The organism is Blautia sp. An46 (assembly GCF_002161645.1).
Taxonomy (GTDB): domain Bacteria; phylum Bacillota; class Clostridia; order Lachnospirales; family Lachnospiraceae; genus Blautia; species Blautia ornithocaccae.
In genome coordinates this window covers 70,863-88,362 of sequence record NZ_NFIF01000010.1, presented here as the reverse complement: position 1 = coordinate 88,362, position 17,500 = coordinate 70,863, and the positions used below count along the sequence as shown (strand labels likewise).

Sequence of the window (17,500 nt, the reverse complement as noted above, 5' to 3'; positions counted from 1 at the left end):
TTTTATTCATTTACCTGCGCCCAGAAATCTTTTAAGATTTTGGCTGAGTTATCCATTGCGGCCTTCTCTTCCTCATTCATAGGAACTCTTAAAACGCCCTGTATTCCCTGTCCTCCTATGCGGCATGGCAGAGAAAATGCAATTCCAGACCAATTATCAAAACTGTCATCCAGTACATGGGCAGCTGGAAGGATGGCTCCGCTGTCTTTCAGGATACTTTCCACAATAGCGGAAACCGCCATTGCAACGCCGTAGAAGGTAGCGCCTTTTAATTCGATAACCTCTGCACCGCCAGTCTTAGTATGTTCTGAAATCTCAGCTCTGTCAAGTTCCTTTCCAGTCTGTTTTAAATATTCATCTAAAGGAAGACCTGCAATTGTAGCAGAACTCCATACAGGCACCTGGCTGTCTCCATGCTCGCCTAAGATGTATGCCTGAATGTCTTCCACATCGGCATTCAGGGGCTCGCTGATGTTGCATCTGAATCTGGCTGTATCCAGAGATGTTCCGCTTCCAATAACCCTATGAGAAGGAAGTCCCGAAACCTTCTGTACTTCCATGGTCAGGATATCTGCCGGATTGGATACTACAATGATCAGCGGGTTCTCTGCATATTTCATAATGCTTTCCGTAACACTCTTAATAATAGAGACATTGGTCTTCGCCAGTTCCAGCCGAGTCTGTCCAGGCTTTCTTGCAATACCCGCAGTCACAATAATAATATCTGCATCGGCGCATTCCTCATATCCGCCCTGTTTTACTCTTACTGGACAGTGGAATCCTGCACCATGAAAAACATCCAGAGCTGCGCCTTTTGCCCTGGCTTCATTTAAATCAACCATTACTACTTCTGTAGCCTGCTCTCTTACCATGAGAGTATAGGCGATAGCTTCTCCTACATTTCCGGCTCCTACAACTACAATTTTAGTTTTTCCTGAATTGTTCATCACTGCACTCCTTATTTGCTTGTAATATTGTTTATATTGCCTTTAGTGTTACATGATTTGTCTCGGGCGGCGCCCGCAGACCATCTGGCAGTTTCTGTTTCTCCTGCCTTTCCAGATAAGATTCATCTCTCCATCTGTAACTTTTTTCTTCCGGGCATTCTTCTGTATAAGAAGTACACTGAGAGAAATCCGTAAGGTGTATGCTTACTTGTTTTTCTCTGGTCCACAGCGCTCGTGTATCTTTTGCAGACATTGGAACCGTCACAGAAGGGATCTTCTTTCTTTCCTGAGAAGAACAGACAGTTTTCTTTCCTTCCGGGTCCCCTAGTAACAGTTGTGAACCGCTGAAATGCAGAGTGCTTTGAACAAATAAGAGCATAAATACTAAGGATAACAGTATCCGTTTATGATTTTTCATAAAGAATTATACCTCTAGAGTATTTCACTGTTTTTACAATTTGTTAAAAAATTCACTTTTTTAACAAGTCTATCATAAACATATAGAGATGTCAATTTCTTTGTACAGAAAAAAATACAAGTAAAATTTCCCATTTCACCTGAAAAAGGACCGATTTTCCATACAAAAACCTATTGTATGGAAAATCGGTCCTTTTTTATAAAAGAAGTTGTTCACCAGATTTACAATTTTTTAACAAATAATGCCCGTATGGCGTTGAGCACAGCCAAAATCATGACTCCTACGTCTGCAAATATGGCCAGCCACATATTAGCGATTCCCACAGCCCCCAGGAATAGACAGATAATTTTAATTCCAATGGCAAACCAAATATTTTCATAGACAATCTTCAAACATTTTCTGGAAATTTTAATGGCCTTAGCTATCTTTAGAGGATCATCGTCCATGAGAACCACATCTGCCGCCTCAATGGCAGCGTCTGAACCCATAGCTCCCATGGCAATTCCGATATCAGCTCTGGAAAGCACCGGGGCATCATTGATCCCATCTCCTACAAAAGCAACTTTGCCTTTTCCTTTCTTTTCCCCCAGAAGTTCTTCGACTTTTTCCACTTTATCTCCCGGAAGAAGCTCTGCATATATTCTGTCGATGTCCAGAGAAGCCCCTACACTTTCTGCCACCCGATGGTCATCTCCTGTAAGCATAACAATTTCTTCTACGCCTGCCCTTTTTAGGGCTGCAACTGCTTCTTTTGAATGCGGCTTTACAATATCGGAGATGACGATATGGCCTGCGTATTTTTCATCTACTGCCATATGAATAATAGTTCCTGTATGGTGACAAGGAACAGACTCAACTCCCAGCCTCTTCATCAGTTTTTCATTTCCTGCCGCTACAGGCACCCCGTCTACTACAGCCGTAACGCCTTCTCCGCTGATTTCCCGGATATCCCGTACTCTGGAGCGGTTAATTTCTTTCCCGTATGCTTTCTGAAGGCTTTTGCTGATAGGATGAGAGGAAGCGCTTTCCGCCAGCGCCGCATACTCCAGAAGTTTCTCCTCTTCCATAGCTGCATGGTGGACGCCGTTTACCTCAAAAACTCCCTGAGTAAGGGTTCCTGTTTTATCGAACACCAAATACTTTGTCTGTGAAAGACTCTCCAGATAATTGGAACCTTTTACAAGAACCCCCTCTTTGCTGGCCCCTCCGATACCTGCAAAAAAGCTTAAAGGTATACTGATTACCAGCGCACAGGGACAGCTGATCACCAGAAAGGTCAACGCCCGGTATATCCAGGTTCCCCAGTCAGGGCTCAGTCCCATACCGATCATCCGCACCAGAGGCGGAAGGACTCCAAGAGCAATGGCACAGTAAACAACCGCCGGGGTATAAACTCTTGCAAATTTTGTAATAAAGTCTTCGGATTTAGATTTTCTGGAACTGGCATTTTCCACCAGATCCAGGATCTTAGAAACTGTTGACTCCCCGAATTCTCTGGTAGTTCGTATTTTCAGCACTCCTGTCATATTAATACAACCGCTGATAATCTCATCTCCCGGTCCAGTCTCTCTTGGAAGGCTTTCTCCAGTAAGAGCGCTGGTATTCAATGTGGAACTGCCTTCCAGGATAATTCCGTCGATAGGAACCTTTTCTCCCGGCTGTACCAGGATTACTGAGCCAACTTCTACCTCATCCGGGTCTGCCTGTTCCAGCTTTCCGTTTATCTCTATATTCGCATAATCCGGACGGATATCCATCAACTCGCTGATACTTCTTCTGCTCTTTCCCACCGCATAGCTCTGAAACCATTCTCCGATCTGATAAAACAGCATTACCGCAATAGCCTCTGTATAGTCTCCGTCATCGCAGACAGCTATGGCAATAGCGCCAATGGTGGCGATAGACATGAGTAAAGATTCATCAAAAGGCTGCCTGTTTTTGATTCCTTTGAAAGCTTTCCGAAGGATATCATATCCAATGATAAAATAAGGAATCAGGTAAAGAAGGAACCTGAGCCCTCCCTCCACAGGAAGAAAGCTCAGGCCTATCATCAAAGCAGCCGCCGCCAGAATCCGGATCAGCATTTTTTTCTGTTTCTTATTCATAGGGCCACTCTCTTTCTCTCTTTATAAAAAGATTTCACAGTCGTCTTCTACTTTTTTGCAGTTTTTCAGAACTTCCTGCATAACTGCTTTTGGCTCATGGCCTTCTTCAAATTCCACCTGCATCTTTAAAGTCATAAAATTTACAACGGCGTTTTTCACACCGGCAGTTTTCTTTGCAGCATCTTCCATCTTATTTGCACAGTTGGCACAGTCAACATCGATTTTGTAAGTTTTTTTCATTTTTCTTTTCTCCTCTCTATTTGTTTAATCATTTATTTAATTAAACAATCTTTTAATTGTTGACTATACTTTACTTCTGATTGTATAATAAGTCAAGAGAAAAAAGAGCCCTTTTTCTATTCGGGCTAAAACTATTTCCAAATGGAACAATTTACAACTATACTTGTGAGGAATCGTCTATGAAAAATCAGATTTTACCCCATGATCATGGGTATAATGAAAAGAAAGTTGCAGAACACATGCCTACGGAAGAGGAAATTGCAGGAGTCTCTGAAGCTATGAAACAACTGGGAGATCCAAGCCGTCTGAGGATATTCTGGCTCCTGTGCCACTGCGAAGAATGTGTGCTGAACATTGCTGCTCTTGTCAACATGAGCAGCCCTGCAGTCTCTCATCATCTGAAGCTGTTAAAAAGCAGCGGCCTGATCGTAAGCCGCCGGGAAGGAAAAGAAATGTATTACCGTACAGCAGACACTGAACTGGCCCAAGTTCTCCATCACACCATAGAAACCCTTGGCAAGATCACCTGTCCTGAAAGGACAGAAAAAATCTGAAGGAGTCTTGTCTTATGGAAAAAGAATTATCTTGTCAGCTGAAAGAAAGACTAAAAGATCTGGATGCCGGCCAGTGCCTGCTCAGAATTTATTCCTATCCTGCAAAAACCGTACAGGAAAAACTCTTCCCTCTTGGGGATTTTAAGGATACCAAACTGCTTCTCGAGCATTATGATCTGTATCCGGGAATGGGCATTACCTTTGCCTGGTGTCTTGGCCATAAGTTTGCCTTTCATCACAGCCATAAGCCTTCTGTTTTGAAGATTGATCACTGCAATCTGGGGCGGATTGGCTGGAATATGGAAAACGGCCAAAGCCTCTATGTAGGAAAGGGAGATCTGGCTGTTCACTGCAGAGATGCCTGTAAAGAATCCAGGACAGAGATTACATTTCCTTTAGGGTACTATGAAGGCATTACAGTTTCCATAGATTTAGATGTTCTGAAAACATCTCTTCCCTCTCCTCTTAATGAGACAGAACTTCCAGAGGGCCTGCTGTTTCATAAGTTCTGTACCTCCCAGGAAATTTTTTCTTTTCCGGCTAACAAAAGAGTAGAACATATTTTTTCCGAACTCTACCATCTGCCTCAGGAGATGAAATTTCCTTATTTGAAATTAAAGTGCCAGGAACTTCTCCTGTTTCTTTATATGGAAGATCCTTCTCAGGGAAAAGCTGCAGACCCGTATTACTCAGATCAGGTAGAGATTATCCGTTCTGTCCACAGTCTTCTCACCCAAAATCTCACGAAAAGGTTCACCATAGAGGAGCTTTCAAAAAAGTATCTGATCAACAGCTCTGCCCTGAAGAGCATTTTTAAGTCTGTCTACGGACTTCCCATTGCCTCATACATGAAAGAATATCGTATCCAGCAGGCAGCCGCCATGCTCCGCTGTTCCCAGGAAAGCATCTCCTCCATTGCCCTTTCTGTGGGATATGAAAGTCCTAGTAAGTTTACAAATGCCTTTAAAAGTGTAACAGGGATTCTTCCCACAGATTACCGGAAACAGTATCAAGGTGAAAACCATCGGAAAGAAACCCGTATATAATAAAGCAGTTTTACTGGTCTTTTCATCCTGGATAATAAATGAACTCTTACCTTCAGGCAGCTTCTCCAGGCTGCCTGAAAGCTTTCTTTTTTTTGTTTTCCAGGCTCTCCAAAGGCTTCCTCTCTTGCTCCCCGGAGAAGCTGCTCTGTTTCTTCCAAAGTAACCGCCGGTATTTCTTCTGAAAGTCTATAGGCAAAGTCTTTTTCCCATCCCTGATATTCTTTCATTCTTCCGGAAAAATGCAGCTCAAAAAGAAGCTGGTCAAAAAGACGTCCCATGCCTCCTTTCTGTATCCACTGATCCCGCCTTTTCCAGCGCCTGTAGAAAATCAGACACAGAATTCCTATTCCTCCTGCTCCGGTAAGGATTCCTTTCCATACTGTCCTTTTGTCCACTTCAAAAAATATTCCAGGGCTCTGTCTGTTCTGGGTATCTCTGGTCTCCTCTCTGCTCTGTGTCTGCAGACTTGGTACAGAAAGGTTCCATCCTGTGTACTGGACTCTTTTGTAATCCAGGAGCATTGTCCGGGAAAAAGCTACTGCCAGGGTTGTCTTTCCCACCCCGGGAATATCTTCCAGAAGCACATGTCCCTTTGCCAGGAAAGCCAGCATAACCTCCCGGATTTCCTCCCTTTTTCCTAAAATCACCTGGTTCACCTGTTCAAGTACCTGGTGTACAATATCTAAATGGTTTTCCAATCTTTTCCCTCCCTGTCTCAGAGCTTTTGTCTCCTGTTTCTTATTTTTACACATAGTATAACAGCGGAATAAAAACCCGTCTAATGCCTGCTCAGAATATCTGAAAATTACCGGAAAGCATAGTCTTTTATCCCAGTATTAATTTTAGTATACAAAAAAAGGAGCCTCTGAAGAAGTTCCTTTTCGTTTCGCAGTATTTACCCAAAGGTTGCTATACTCTGTATTCCAGGTCTCTCTGTATCCCATCCAGGAAAGGTACCAGAACATTTCCTTTCCTCTCCAGAAACCACTGAGGTTCCAGCTCCTGGTATTTAAAATGTTTTGGCCCCCTCTGGATTCCCCGCTGCCAGAAGCGGTACATCTGGCGGAAAGTCAAATAATAAACCTCATCTCTGTGAGAAAAATATAAGATTAGAAAAGCTACTCCCTGCTGCCTTTCAAAGTCTCTCATAAATGCCACCTGATGCTCATGGATATTCTGAAGGGGAAATGTGTCTGTAGAGCATTCCTTTGCATCAAAGCATACCGGAATCCCCTGAACAGCCCCAATATAGTCTACTGTACTTTTTTTTTCAAAATAGGCCAGGGTAATGTGCCTGCTTTTCTGGTCAATCTGTACTGGCGTAATAGGTGTAGGCACTTTCTGTATGAGAGCCAGATTTTTCTCTCTGTATAGTTCACAGGTATGGTTGATAAATTCTTCCAGTGTTGAGCCCCTCAGGCCTCTGGAGTTCCAGGTTGCCATCTGTTCGCCTCCTTACTCCAGGAATTTAATACCTGGGAAATATCTCAGCACGGCTTTTCCCAGAATCTTATCTTCTTCTACATAAGGGTTCTGCCAGAAACGGGAATCCCTGGAATTATTCCTGTTGTCTCCCAGCATAAAGTAGCAGCCTTCCGGAACTGTATATGGTCCGTAATTTCCCGTAGGGGTCTCCGGGGTAAAGCTGTCATCCAAAGGCGTCTCTGAGCCGTCTATGTACACCTTCCCATCTATGATCTCCACAGTCTCTCCGGGAAGACCGATAACTCTCTTAATGAAAAGCTGACTTTCATCATCAGGATACCGGAAAATAACAATATCATATCTCTCCGGACCTCCCAGAAGATAAGCCAGCCGGTTGCCGAATATACGATCCCCGGTCATAATAGTATTTTCCATAGATTCAGAAGGAATCTTTGCATTAATGATCAGAAAATTATTTACTACCAGCACAAAAACCACCACAAAGATGATCATCTTTACATATTCCCACAGTTCTTTTGCGATAGATGTTTTCTTCATGATTCTTCTCCCTTATTTTCTCTGTATATCTTTTCATCAAATCCTTCCCCTTCCAGGACTTTCTGAAATAAGTCCGGCGGCTGGGCCGTAACTGTTCGTTCTGACAGACCTTTCAGTGTTCCCTCTTCCCAGGGAAACTGAAGCTTCCATGCATGGAGGAGCTGGCTTTTCACACCGTATTTTCTCTCATACCTGTCATTACTCTTTTTCTCCCCATATTTTCGGTCTCCGATAACCGGATGTCCTATAGATGCCAGGTGACTCCGTATCTGATGAGAACGTCCGGTTAAAAGTTCTACCATCAGAAGGGTATCTCCTCCCTGAGAAATCTCCAGGGGCTTATACCTGGTTTCTATGGGAAGGCTTCCCTTTATTTCCTTTTCTGTTATCCTTACCTGATTTTTCTTCTCATCCTTTTTCAGATATCCTTTAATATAGGCAGGCTTTGCAATTCTCCCCCTTACCAGAGCCAGGTAATATTTATGCATAGTCCTTTCCCGGAAGGCCTCTGACAGAGCCTGAAGCCCCTTCACCGTCTTTCCTGCCGCCACCAGGCCGCTGGTATTCCGGTCCAGCCGGTTGCAGATGCCAGGACGGAAAGTATCTCCTCTTTCCTCCCCTGCCTTTTCTTTTTCCTGAAGATAACCTGTAAGATATTCTACCAGAGAAACATCTTCTCTGGCAGCCTTCTGAGAAAGCATTCCTGCCGGTTTATTGACAAAGAGTACCTGGGCATCCTCATAAGGAATATCCAAAAGGCCATGAACCCCTTCCTCTTTCCCGGCGCCCCGGAATTTTTCTATGGTTTCAGCAGCCAGAAACAGCCGGATTTCATCCTTTTCTTTCAGGATTTCATTTCCCTGAGCCTTTTTTCCATTCAGGGTGATGTTCTTTTTCCTCATCATTTTGTAGAGAAAACTTTTGGGCGCTTCTTTTAAATATTTCCCCAGATATTTATCCAGCCGCTGTCCGCTGTCTCCCTCTTTTACTGTAATCTGTTCCATAACTCCTCCTAGAGAGAAATCGCATAAAGCACAGCCATGATCTTCTCACTCCTGGTCATATCAGGAGTTGCCGGATCTGGACGATACTTAATATCTTTTTCCAGTGCCTCTCTGTGCTCCCACATAGATTCCAGACGGGCCGTATAATCGGGAAGCCGCCGGAAAATCTTTACTGTCACATAAAAGCCGTTCTGCCGGAGCATATCCTGGATATGTTTCTCTACAAAAGCCGTATCTGTTTTCTCTCTGCTTGTATATCCTACCACATTATTGCCGCAGACCGCTAAAGAATCTACAAAAGACTGTTTCTCATAGGCTGAGATTACCAGCTCATAAGCACATGTAAGCCCATGCCTGTGTTTTTCAATCTCCTTGTAGTCCTCTTCCGCCATAGGTTTCTGAAGAAACATCATGATCATATCCACTGCAAATTTGCAGGCCGGAAGACAGGCAACCACAGCTACCACTGTAAAAACTGTATTCCTGGTCCTGTTAATGTACAGTCCCGTAAAAAACACCAGAAGAGGGGCAATAAAAGCCAGGACTGTATATAGGATTCTTTTTTTCTGCTGTGTCTTGATATATCCGAAATCTCCTTTCCGGATTTTTTTCTTTGTCGTCTTACTCATGAATCTGACTTTCCCTCCATAAATCTCAGTATCAAACTGTGGGGAAGGATTTTGCAGCCAGCTTCCAGAGCCTTTATAAAAACTCCTGGAACCGACAGTTCCCTCCCCCTGGCTCCATCTCTTAAAGCCTTCTTCACAACGGCTCCGGGCCTGGCAATAAAGGGTTTCTTATAGCCGGGCATCTGGTCTTTCCCTCCCATTTTTTCCAGAAATGGGGTATCCACAGGGCCGGGGCACACTGCGGTGACCTGAATCCTCCGCGGTTTCAGCTCCCGGTTCAGAGCCCTGGAAAAGCTGACCACATAAGCCTTTGAGGCCGCATATACGGCAAATCCCGGCTGAGGGACAAAAGCCCCAGCGCTGGCAAGCATAAAAATCCTGCTCCCATCTTTGCAGTAAGGCAGACAGATACCGGTAATCCCGGTAAGGGCAGAACAATTCAGCTCTGTCATAGAAACAGCCTCCTGAGGCGAAATCCCAGCGAATTCTTTCTGTATTCCCATTCCTGCGGCATTTACCAGAAGCAGGATTTTGGGGTTCTCTTTCTTCAAAAGCTTTTTCAGCTTCTCCCGGTCTTCTTCCCTGGAAATATCCAGAGGCAGAGGACGCACTGAGACTTCCTGTATTTCCTCTTTTAATTTTTCCAGCTCCCCGGCCCTTCTGGCAATGGCCCAGATTTCATCCAGCCAGGGATATTTTTCTGCGATCTGCCCCACAAACTCTCTTCCCATACCGGAAGAAGCGCCTGTGACAACCGCTATTTTCATCATACCACAACCTTACCCTTTTGTCTTTTTTCTGTGTACATTCCGAATAGTCTTTTTCTTTCCCGATTTTCCGGCCTTTTCTCTCCCCTGAAGATGCTGTCCAGTCTTTTCTGTCCTTTTTCCTCCGGTCAGTCCAGCCTTTTCGCCCTTTCTGGGCCGTATCAGGGATTTTCCACCAAATCCAATAAGATCGGTTCTTCCTGCTCTTTCCAGGGCCTCCCGGACCAGCTCATAATTCTCTGGTTTCCGATATTGAAGAAGGGCTCTCTGCATGGCTTTCTCCCTGGAATCTCTGGGCACATAGACCTTTTCTCCTGTCCGGGGATCTATACCTGTGTAATACATACAGGTGGACATGGTCGACGGGGTAGGATAAAAATCCTGGACCTGCTCCGGCATAAAGCCCATATCCCTTACATACTCTGCCAGCTTTACCGCCTCTTTCATGGTACAGCCGGGATGAGAGGACATAAGATAGGGCACTGCGTACTGCTTCATTCCATATTTCTCATTAGCCTTATAAAATCTCCTGATAAACTCCTCATATACCTGATGCTCTGGTTTGCCCATGTAATACAGAACCTGGTCTGAAACATGCTCGGGAGCCACCCGAAGCTGTCCGCTTACATGGTAGCGTACCAGTTCGTCCAGAAATTCCGGCGAAGGATCCTGGTTCACATAGTCAAAGCGGATTCCTGAGCGGATAAAGACCTTCTTTACTCCTGGCAGCTTACGAAGCTTCCTAAGGAGTTCCAGATAGTCCTTATGATCTGCCTCCAGATTTTTACATGGTTTTGGAAAAAGGCACTGTCGATTTGTACAGATTCCCTTTGTCATCTGCTTCTTGCAGGAAGGGTGACGGAAATCTGCCGTAGGCCCTCCCACATCATGGATATAGCCCTTAAAATCCGGCTCTCTGGTAAATTTCTCTGCCTCTTCCAAAATAGATTCCTGACTTCTGGTCTGGACAATCCTTCCCTGATGAAAGGCCAGGGCGCAGAAATTACAGCCCCCGAAGCAGCCCCGGTTGCTGGTAATGCTGAACCGGATCTCTTCGATAGCCGGAATTTTTCCCTTTTTCTCGTACATAGGGTGATAGGTCCCCGCATAGGGCAGGCCGTATACTTCGTCCATCTCCTTCTGACTCAGTGGCTTGGAAGGCGGATTCTGCACAATATAGCCTTTGCCGCCATAAGATTCCATCAGCACATTACCCGTAAAAGGGTCTGTATTCTCATACTGTATCTTAAAGCTTTTGGCATAAGCCCTTTTATCTCCGGAAACTTCCTCATAAGAGGGAAGAAGGATTCCCTTCTTAGGCGGCTCCTTGGTCCTGTACACCGTTCCCGGAATATTGGTAATATGTTCTACGGGGATTCCCATATCCAGAGCTTCGGCAATCTTCAGGATACTCCTCTCGCCCATTCCATAGGAGATCATATCTGCTCCGGAATCCAGCAGGACCGAATGTTTCATAGCATCTGCCCAGTAATCGTAATGGGCCATTCTTCTGAGAGAGGCTTCGATCCCTCCCAGGATTATAGGAGTATTCTTATAGGTCTGGCGAATCAGATTGCTGTATACTGTCACCGCCCGGTCTGGCCGAAGCCCCATTTCCCCTCCGGGAGAATAAGCGTCGGTCTTTCTGTGTTTTCTGGAAACCGTATAATGATTTACCATAGAATCCATATTTCCCGCTGAAACCAGAAAGGCCAGTCTGGGCTCCCCGAAGAGGGCAATACTCTCCTTCTTTTTCCAGTCAGGCTGAGAAATAATACCTACCGAGTATCCCCGGCTCTCTAATAATCTTGTAATAATCGCCGCGCCAAAGGAAGGATGATCCACATAGGCGTCTCCTAAAATATAGACAAAATCCGGCTGGAGGATTCCTCTCTCCTCCATCTCTTCCCTTGTCACCGGCAGAAATTTTCCGCTCATAGGCACTCCCTGAGAACCTCATAATAGTCCTGGATATACCAGTCTGCCAGCTCTCGTTTTTGTTTTTCCTGTCCCTTGCTGAAATCGTCTTCTACGGCGCAGACCTTCATGCCAGCCCGTTTTCCTGCCAGGATTCCCATAGGAACGTCTTCAAATACCAGACAGTCAGCCGGAGAAATCCCAAGACCTCTGGCAGTCTCCAGATATACATCCGGTGCAGGCTTGCCCGCCGGCACCTGACAGCAGGTAGTAATACAGTTGAAACAATCTTCTATCTTATGAGCCTTTAAGACTGTCCGAATCAGTTCCTGGCTGTTGCTGGAGCTGATCCCAATCTGAAAGTCTCTTTTTTTCAATGCTTCTAAAAATTCACCGGCCCCCGGCTTTAAAGGTACCTGATTGCAGTATTTATCCTCTGCCATGAGAATCCAGGTGTTCTTGATCTCCTCAATAGAATCGGCAAGGTGAAACCTCTCTTTAAAGAAACAGGCTGTCTCCGTAAATCCCATGCCTTCCAGCTCGTCCTGAAATTTCTGGATATCCTCCGGAATCACCACCCCTTTTTTTGAAAGGAACTCCAGATCAATCTCCTTCCACATCCACATAGAGTCTACCAGGGTTCCGTCTAAATCAAATATCACTGCTTTTTTGTTTTCCAGCATGTTCTTTTAACCTCTCAATTTCCTCCTGGGTCAAAGGTCTGTACTCTCCTGGATCCAGTCCCTCGTCCAGAACCAGGCTGCCCATAGACAGCCTTTTTAAATACAGCACTTCATTGTCTACCGCCTGGAGCATTCTCTTTATCTGATGAAATTTCCCCTCTCTGATAGTGAGACAAAAGCTTGTCCTCTCCGGAGATAATCGGGATACCTTTCCAGGCAGAGTCTGCTTTTCTTCCCCGATATCTACTCCTGTCTCCAGCATTCTGACATCTTCATCAGACAACGGTTTCCCGGCTTTCACAAAATAAGTCTTGTCCACATGTTTCTTTGGAGACAGCAGTTCATGGGCTAAAGGGCCGTCGTTGGTAATAAGCAGCAGCCCTTCCGTATCCTTGTCCAGCCGCCCCACAGGAAAAAGGTCTTTTCGCTTTTTCTCCTGTATCAGATCCAGCACTGTCTTTTCTCGCTTGTCCTCTGTGGCAGATACCACTCCTCCAGGCTTATTCAGCATATAATACTCCTGCTTTGCATAAGATACCGGCTGGCCTTTTGCCGTCACCTGATCTTTCTGGATATCGATCTTATACTCCGGGGTTCTTATTGGGGTTCCGTTTACCAGGATCAGACCTTTTCTAATATCCTTTTTCACTTCACTTCTTGTTCCCAGACCCATATCCGCCAGAAATTTGTCCAGTCTCATCATTTCAACTATCTAAGCCTCCATCCTGCATAATACTTATTCTTCAGGATTCCGTTGTTTAGCTTGCCCCAGCCCAGAGCGAATCCCTCCACACATACCAGCTGCCAGCCTGTTTCTCGGGCTGTAGGGATATCGCCTGTTTCAATGGTCTCCCCTTTCAGATATTTTACAGTTCTGATGTCTTCTGAGGAAAGGTTGATACAGGAGTCAAAAGTCTCCGGTGAAAGAGCCATAGCCAGAGCCTGGCTGGGCTCAAAACGGTTTTTCTTTGCCTCCCCAAGATACAGTCCTGTGCGGAGATACCGGAGTCTGGGCATCGCTCCTCCCTCAGGAAGAAAGTATACCCTCTCGCCCTCCATCTTAAAAAATCCCCGGGAAAAATCCATGGACGTCATCTTCAGGAAATCCTGGACCGGCAGAGGCAGGGAAATACTTTTTTCTTTTGCCGGCCTTTCTTCTGCAGCCTCTCCTTTTTTCCTTATCAGAGCTGCAAAATGTCCTTCTCCGGAAATCTTATGGGGAAAGAGACGGATGCATTTCTGAAGCTGTCCATTCATCTCTTCTGCCTCTCCTTCTAAAGGAAAACCTTTGGAAAATCCTTCATAGGGTTCCGGCTCCACTGTCTCCATATCTGGCCGTTCCTTTAAAAGATAAGCGATAACTTCCTCATTTTCTTTTTTGGAAAAGGTACAGGTAGAGTAAAGTAGCATGCCGCCGGGGCGGAGCATATCTGCTCCCTGAAGGATCAGACGTTTCTGAATCTGGGCATAATAAGCCGGAGGCTTCTCTTCCCAATACCGGGCCATCTGGGGCTCTTTATGGAACATCCCCTCCCCGGAACAGGGGGCGTCGATAAGAATTTTATGAAAATATTCCGGAAACTTTTCACAGAGTTTCTCCGGGTCCTCGCTGGTTACATAGTAATTGGCCAGACCTGTCATCTCCAGATTTTTCAAAAGAGCCTTTGCTCTGCTGTTGCTGATATCGTTTGCCACCAGAAAGCCCTTCCCCGACAGCCGGCAGCCCAGCTCTGTGGCCTTTCCTCCCGGTGCAGCGCACAGATCCAAAACCCGATCCCCCGGCTCCACCGGAAGACGGCTGGCCGGAGTCATAGCACTGGGTTCCTGTATGTAATAAAGCCCTGCATAATAATAGGGGTGTCCGGAAGGGCCAGCGCCCTTCTCCTCCCCCTTTTCCTTTTCCACAAAATATCCATTTTTCGTCCAGGGAACCGGCTGACTCCCAAAAGGGTCCATTGCCTCCCACTTTTCCTTTGTCAGCTTTCGGGAATTAAATCGCAGTCCCTGGCGCACTGGTTGGTCATAGGTAGCCAGATAAACGGGATACTCCTCTCCCAGAAGCTCTTTCATCTCTTCTTTAAATTTTTTCGGTAATTCTATCATCTCTGCCAGTTCCCCTCAACTCCTTTAAAGTTCAGCGCCTGAGCCTGATATCCTTCCGCTATAATGTCCAGTTCTCTGTGAAACCGCTCAAGCTGCTGCAGGTCCTTTCTTTTGTAGATTCTGTAAAACTCATCCTGTATCTTTGCCACTTCTCTCTTATTGGAATAATGATACAGGTTTTCAATATTATTCAGAATATCTGCCACCAGGTTGGACTGATGAAGCATGGAATTCTGTGCATCCATAACCTCATTTCGAACAGAAGACATCTCCGTATCCAGCTGGATAATAGAATTCGCCGCATTAGTCAGCCGCTCTGCCAAATGGGCAGGCATATTCCCCTTGTACTTATACTGAAGGGAATGCTCGATAGTTGCCCAGAAATTCATAGCCAGGGTGCGGATCTGAATTTCTGCCCGGATTTCTTTTTTCCCATCTAGGGTCTCTGTGGCATAGGAAATGATCATATGATAACTCCGGTATCCGCTGTCCTTCATATGGGTCACATAATCCTTGATTTCCAGGACCTTCATATCACTGCGCTTTTGGATCAGGTCCGCCACTTTTTCGATATCCTCATAGAACTGACAGATGATCCGCACTCCGGCAATATCTTCTACTTTTTCTTCCAATTCTTCCCAGGATATGTTCTTTCTCTGCATTTTTTCCAGAATACTGTTGATGGATTTCACTCTCCCTGTCACCTCTTCAATGGGAGAGTACAAGTCCTTCTCCTGATGCTCTTTTTTCAGATGGTTAAACTTCATAACCAGCTCTTTCACTGCAAGTTCATAAGGGATCAGCAATTCACGCCACAAACGTATTTCCATAACACATTACTCCTTAACTATATCTTAAAAGTATAGCATATTTTTTTTCTTTTTAATAGAAAAAAATTTTCTGCTTTTCCTGTAAGAACTTCAGTACCGGATAGGGATTCAGGGCATACTCTTCTTCCTTTTCCGTCCGCACATAGATTCCCAGATGGAGATGAGGGGGGAATTTTCCTGTCGTTCCTTCTGTTCCATATCCGCTGTCTCCCAGGAATCCCAACAGTTCTCCGGCATTTATCTTTTCTCCCTCTGTAAACTTCCGGCCATAGGAAGAAAGATGGGCATAGTAAAAATATCCGCCTCCCGAACTGCGGATGCCGATCCGCCAGCCGCCTAGAGGCAGCCACCCAACTTGCTCTACTACTCCGTCAGTAATGCTCACCACTGGATAATAACCGCTGATACTTTGACTGCCGAAAATATCGCAGCCTTCATGGAGCCTTTCCCCGCCATAATTTCTCTTATCGTGCCAGCCATTCTCAAAGAAAAACTCTTCTTTACGGCTGCAGGGAAAAGCCAGGGGAAAGTATTCCAGATCTTCCCAGAATTCTACATAGAGCAGGGCATCTTCACTGCTGATTCCTGCCTCCTGAAAGCTCTCCTGAGGGATTCCCGCCTCCCGAAGCACACCAAGAGAGGTTTTTTCCTCCAGATTTCCCAGAAGCAAAGCGTCTGCAAATAAAAGCAGCCATAAAAACAGCAGACATCTTCCCAAAAAAACACCTCCGTCCTCCAAAGACGATACCCGGCGGCAATAAGTTCTTACCAGTGTATCATTTTATGCACGGACAGAGGCATTTATGACATTATCCTTTCAGATTTTTCAAAACTTCCAGCAGATATTCCCATACCCTTTTAACAGAAGATATCGACAGCTGTTCTTCTGTAGTATGGATATCTTTCATATCAGGTCCCAGAGACACACAGTCCAGTCCCGGAATTTTCTCATAGAAAAGGCCGCACTCCAGTCCTGCATGGATAACCTTTACCTCTGGTTTGGTATGATAAAGTTTCTCGTAGATATCCACCATATAAGGGCGGAGTTTCGAATCCTGCTTATACTCCCAGGAAGGATAATCTCCCTCTGCTTTATATTCCCCGCCTAAAAATTCAGTAAGATAAGCAATCTTATCTGCCAGAGCCTTTTTCTCTGTAGCTACAGAACTGCGGACACTGGCTGAACACTGGAAATCCTCCTGGGTCAGTCTGGCAATTCCCAGGTTGCAGGAAGTCTCCACCAGACCTTCCATATAACCGCACATCTTCTGGATTCCGTTAGGATAGTGAAGAAGGAAGAAAAGGAGCTTTTCCAGGCTTACCGGGTGAAGTGTGGGTTCTTCTCCTTCTCCTCTTGCCTCTACTGTAACTGTAATGCCTTCATCACTGCCCGCATATTCTTTCCTCAGATTCTCTGTAAATTCATTGGCAAAACTCTGGAGTTCTGCACCAGCTTTACTATCCGCCAATATCAGTGCCCTGGCTGTCCTTGGAATGGCATTGTCTTTTTGCCCTCCTTCCAGCTCTGCCAGAACATAGTCCTCTTTTTCTCTGGCTTCAAAAAGGAATCTTCCTAAAAGAAGGGTTGCATTGGCCCGGTTTTTATCAATCTCAGCACCGGAATGTCCCCCCAGAAGTCCGGACACCGTAATTTCGTACTTCATACCCCTGGTCTCCTGGTATTTCACTGGTATGCTGGTCTGAGCGGTAAGTCCTCCTGCACATCCTACCCAGAGATATCCTTCCTCCTCAGAATCCAGATTAATCAGATATCTTCCTTTCAGCGGTGCAGTATCCAGGGCTGCTGCTCCCAGAAGTCCGATTTCTTCATCTACTGTGATCAGCACCTCAAGAGCAGGATGAGGAAGGCTGTCATCCTCCAGGATTGCCAGAGCATAAGCTACTGCAATGCCGTCATCCCCTCCCAGAGTGGTATCCTCTGCGGAAATATAATCCCCTTCTACCACCAGTTTCAGAGGGTCCCTGGTAAAATCGTGAGCGCTGCCTGGAGTCTTCTCACACACCATATCCATATGGCCCTGAAGAATCACGCAGGGTGCCTTCTCATAGCCTTTAGATGCTTCTTTAAAAATGATAATATTATTGCTTTCGTCCTGTATATATCTCAGCCCATGGTTTCTGGCAAATTCCGCCAGATAATCGCTGATCTGCTTTGTATTTCCTGAGCCGTGGGGAATCTTTGTAATTTCCTCAAAATAATAAAATACACGTTCCGGCTGTAAATTTTTTAAAACAGACATATTCTACCTCCTG

The 17,500-nt window shown here is 45.4% G+C and carries 19 protein-coding genes; 2 read left to right on the top strand and 17 right to left on the bottom strand.

Annotation, left to right across the window (positions count from 1 at the left end; genetic code table 11):
• Positions 1 to 2: 2 nt before the first annotated feature.
• The 4 genes from B5G00_RS09900 to B5G00_RS09885 form a co-directional block, all read right to left on the bottom strand.
• Entirely contained in the window at positions 3 to 947 is a 945-nt protein-coding gene (locus tag B5G00_RS09900) for an L-lactate dehydrogenase (protein ID WP_087272204.1), read from the bottom strand.
• A 31-nt stretch (positions 948 to 978) separates the two neighbouring features.
• Positions 979 to 1,365 carry a hypothetical protein gene (locus tag B5G00_RS09895; RefSeq protein ID WP_087272201.1) on the bottom strand — a complete coding sequence of 129 codons (387 nt, stop codon included), beginning with the start codon at positions 1,363 to 1,365 and terminating at the stop codon, positions 979 to 981.
• 221 nt (positions 1,366 to 1,586) lie between these two features.
• Entirely contained in the window at positions 1,587 to 3,470 is a 1,884-nt protein-coding gene (locus tag B5G00_RS09890) for a heavy metal translocating P-type ATPase (RefSeq protein ID WP_087272199.1), read from the bottom strand.
• A 21-nt stretch (positions 3,471 to 3,491) separates the two neighbouring features.
• On the bottom strand, positions 3,492 to 3,710 hold the full coding sequence (locus B5G00_RS09885) for a cation transporter (protein ID WP_087272196.1): 219 nt from the start codon (positions 3,708 to 3,710) through the stop codon (positions 3,492 to 3,494).
• Between the two features lie 179 nt (positions 3,711 to 3,889).
• On the opposite strand from B5G00_RS09885, the gene B5G00_RS09880 reads away from it, so the two are divergent.
• Both B5G00_RS09880 and B5G00_RS09875 read left to right on the top strand, forming a co-directional pair.
• Positions 3,890 to 4,264 (top strand): ArsR/SmtB family transcription factor, encoded by a 375-nt coding sequence (locus B5G00_RS09880; protein ID WP_087272193.1) that lies wholly within the window; start codon positions 3,890 to 3,892, stop codon positions 4,262 to 4,264.
• A 14-nt stretch (positions 4,265 to 4,278) separates the two neighbouring features.
• On the top strand, positions 4,279 to 5,310 hold the full coding sequence (locus B5G00_RS09875) for a helix-turn-helix domain-containing protein (RefSeq protein ID WP_087272189.1): 1,032 nt from the start codon (positions 4,279 to 4,281) through the stop codon (positions 5,308 to 5,310).
• On the opposite strand, the gene B5G00_RS09870 is transcribed toward B5G00_RS09875, so the two are convergent.
• The 13 genes from B5G00_RS09870 to B5G00_RS09810 form a co-directional block, all read right to left on the bottom strand.
• A complete protein-coding gene (locus B5G00_RS09870) occupies positions 5,274 to 6,008 on the bottom strand; it encodes an AAA family ATPase (protein ID WP_162613501.1) in 735 nt (244 codons plus the stop codon). The two genes, B5G00_RS09875 and B5G00_RS09870, sit on opposite strands and share 37 nt — an antisense overlap.
• A 211-nt stretch (positions 6,009 to 6,219) precedes the next feature.
• Positions 6,220 to 6,753: a Holliday junction resolvase RecU gene (locus tag B5G00_RS09865; protein WP_087272183.1), complete on the bottom strand. Its 534-nt coding sequence runs from the start codon at positions 6,751 to 6,753 to the stop codon at positions 6,220 to 6,222.
• A 12-nt stretch (positions 6,754 to 6,765) separates the two neighbouring features.
• Positions 6,766 to 7,293 (bottom strand): signal peptidase I, encoded by a 528-nt coding sequence (lepB, locus tag B5G00_RS09860; RefSeq protein WP_087272181.1) that lies wholly within the window; start codon positions 7,291 to 7,293, stop codon positions 6,766 to 6,768.
• Entirely contained in the window at positions 7,290 to 8,297 is a 1,008-nt protein-coding gene (locus B5G00_RS09855; RefSeq protein WP_087272178.1) for an RluA family pseudouridine synthase, read from the bottom strand. The genes lepB and B5G00_RS09855 overlap by 4 nt, the downstream gene beginning before the upstream one ends.
• Positions 8,298 to 8,305: 8 nt before the next feature.
• On the bottom strand, positions 8,306 to 8,926 hold the full coding sequence (locus tag B5G00_RS09850; RefSeq protein WP_087272175.1) for a hypothetical protein: 621 nt from the start codon (positions 8,924 to 8,926) through the stop codon (positions 8,306 to 8,308).
• Positions 8,923 to 9,696, bottom strand: a complete 774-nt coding sequence (locus B5G00_RS09845; protein ID WP_330396342.1) for an SDR family NAD(P)-dependent oxidoreductase — start codon at positions 9,694 to 9,696, stop codon at positions 8,923 to 8,925. The genes B5G00_RS09850 and B5G00_RS09845 overlap by 4 nt, the downstream gene beginning before the upstream one ends.
• 9 nt (positions 9,697 to 9,705) lie before the next feature.
• The gene (locus B5G00_RS09840) at positions 9,706 to 11,631 is read right to left on the bottom strand and encodes a YgiQ family radical SAM protein (RefSeq protein ID WP_087272173.1); all 1,926 of its coding nucleotides are present in this window, start codon (positions 11,629 to 11,631) and stop codon (positions 9,706 to 9,708) included.
• Complete coding sequence (locus B5G00_RS09835) at positions 11,628 to 12,293, bottom strand: HAD family hydrolase (RefSeq protein ID WP_087272170.1); 666 nt, start codon at positions 12,291 to 12,293, stop codon at positions 11,628 to 11,630. Before B5G00_RS09835 ends, B5G00_RS09840 begins: the two co-directional genes overlap by 4 nt.
• Positions 12,262 to 12,996: a pseudouridine synthase gene (locus tag B5G00_RS09830; RefSeq protein ID WP_087272167.1), complete on the bottom strand. Its 735-nt coding sequence runs from the start codon at positions 12,994 to 12,996 to the stop codon at positions 12,262 to 12,264. The genes B5G00_RS09835 and B5G00_RS09830 overlap by 32 nt, the downstream gene beginning before the upstream one ends.
• A 5-nt stretch (positions 12,997 to 13,001) precedes the next feature.
• Entirely contained in the window at positions 13,002 to 14,393 is a 1,392-nt protein-coding gene (locus B5G00_RS09825) for an RsmF rRNA methyltransferase first C-terminal domain-containing protein (protein WP_442856328.1), read from the bottom strand.
• Positions 14,393 to 15,226: a GTP pyrophosphokinase gene (locus tag B5G00_RS09820; RefSeq protein WP_087272161.1), complete on the bottom strand. Its 834-nt coding sequence runs from the start codon at positions 15,224 to 15,226 to the stop codon at positions 14,393 to 14,395. Before B5G00_RS09820 ends, B5G00_RS09825 begins: the two co-directional genes overlap by 1 nt.
• A gap of 52 nt (positions 15,227 to 15,278) precedes the next feature.
• Positions 15,279 to 15,944 carry a M23 family metallopeptidase gene (locus B5G00_RS09815; protein ID WP_242971330.1) on the bottom strand — a complete coding sequence of 222 codons (666 nt, stop codon included), beginning with the start codon at positions 15,942 to 15,944 and terminating at the stop codon, positions 15,279 to 15,281.
• Positions 15,945 to 16,035: 91 nt separating this feature from the next.
• Positions 16,036 to 17,487: an aminoacyl-histidine dipeptidase gene (locus B5G00_RS09810; RefSeq protein WP_087272158.1), complete on the bottom strand. Its 1,452-nt coding sequence runs from the start codon at positions 17,485 to 17,487 to the stop codon at positions 16,036 to 16,038.
• Between the last annotated feature and the right edge of the window lie 13 nt (positions 17,488 to 17,500).